This window comes from Pseudoxanthomonas sp. LjRoot204_2 (assembly GCF_056175765.1).
The window spans coordinates 1-1,288 of record NZ_JBGFFG010000665.1; the positions used below are offsets into that span (position 1 = coordinate 1).

Below are 1,288 nucleotides of genomic sequence, written 5' to 3' on the forward strand. Positions count from 1 at the left end.
GCTGGTTGCTGTGGCTGGCCGGATGACGGAGAGGGAGGTTGAGATGGAGAACGCATTCGACAGCACGCTGCTGCCCGACGCCTTCGGCGCCTGCGCCTGCTGCGTGCGCGAGTCGCTGGATGCGGCCGGCGTTTCGCTGGACTGCGCGCATGCCATGGATGAGGGCGGGGAGGATGCATGGCGCTTGCCCTGACCCTGCAACGCCTGGACCTGCGTGCGCTGCCTGCACCGGAACCGATGGAGCGCATCCTCGACTGCCTGGGCAGCCTGCAGCGTGGCGAACGCCTGCTCGCGTTGACGCCGCGGCCTCCGTTGCCGCTGTTGCCGATCCTGGACGAAGGCGGGTTCGCCTACCACGTCTATGCCGCGGCCACCGGCGACGCCTGCATCGCCATCTGCCACGCCGAGGACCGGCAAGCGCTGCAGCCCCCGCGCGCCGCATGACAGGACTGGCGTTCGCGCAGGCGCCGCCGCCCGCGTTGCCGATGCGTTTCCTGACCACGGCATTGGCCTGGGGCGTCGTGGCGGGCCTGTGGCTGGCGTGGCACGGCGATGCCGTCGCGCTGTCGCGCTGGACCCCGGCCACGCTGGTGCTGGTGCACATGTTCGCGTTGGGCGTGCTCGGCAACGCGATGCTGGGCAGCCTGGTGCAGTTCCTGCCGGTGGCCGCGGGAAGTCCATGGCCGTGCTCACGATGCGTGCCGTGGCTGCACAGTGTGTTCAACGGGGGGCTGGTCGCGCTGCTGGCGACGCTGGCATGGCAGCTGCGTGCGCTGGCATGGCCTGCGGGTGGACTGCTCGGCGGGTCGCTGGTGATGTTCGCGGCGCTCGCGCTGGTCGCAGTGGCGCGCGGGAACGGCGAGCGCGTGGCTCGCGATGGTATCGGCCTGGCGCTGATCGCGCTCGTGGCCACAACGATCCTCGGGCTGGTGCTGCTCGCCGCACGCACCGGATGGCGCACGCCTGCACCACCAGGCCTGGTCGACCTGCATGCCGCGATCGGTGGCATCGGCTGGATGCTCGGGCTGCTCGCGGCCGTCGGCAGCGTGACGTTGCCGATGCTGCAAGGCACGCGCGCTCCATCGAACGCTGGCGCGCGTGCGTGGCAGGTGGCGTTGCTGGCGACGCTGGGGCTGATGGGCGCGTGGCAAACCGGTGCGGTGCCGCATGCCGTCGCGCGCATGGCGGCGTGGCCGTTCGCGATGTTCGCCCTGGCTGTGTTCCTGTTGCAGGCACGTGCCCCGCATCGCCGCAATCCGGTACTGCGCCGCTCCTGGCAGGCGGGCTG

Annotated in this window: 3 protein-coding genes; all 3 read left to right on the top strand. The window is 71.4% G+C overall.

The features are described 5' to 3' along the window. Nucleotides 1–43 precede the first annotated feature (43 nt). Nucleotides 44–193 carry a hypothetical protein gene (locus AC04L7_RS18910; protein ID WP_435996472.1) on the top strand — a complete coding sequence of 50 codons (150 nt, stop codon included), beginning with the start codon at nucleotides 44–46 and terminating at the stop codon, nucleotides 191–193. Next, nucleotides 178–444, top strand: coding sequence for a DUF2249 domain-containing protein (locus tag AC04L7_RS18915; RefSeq protein WP_435996470.1), 267 nt, complete (start codon nucleotides 178–180; stop codon nucleotides 442–444). Before AC04L7_RS18910 ends, AC04L7_RS18915 begins: the two co-directional genes overlap by 16 nt. Next, the coding region (locus AC04L7_RS18920) for a hypothetical protein (protein ID WP_475513733.1) at nucleotides 441–1,288 on the top strand (848 nt) is incomplete at its 3' end. The genes AC04L7_RS18915 and AC04L7_RS18920, both read left to right, overlap by 4 nt.

Excerpts from the sequence above, each read along its gene's own strand:
- AC04L7_RS18910 (WP_435996472.1), top strand. The coding sequence starts at position 44 with ATGGAGAACGCATTCGACAGCACGCTGCTGCCCGACGCCTTCGGCGCC.
- AC04L7_RS18915 (WP_435996470.1), top strand. The coding sequence starts at position 178 with ATGGCGCTTGCCCTGACCCTGCAACGCCTGGACCTGCGTGCGCTGCCT.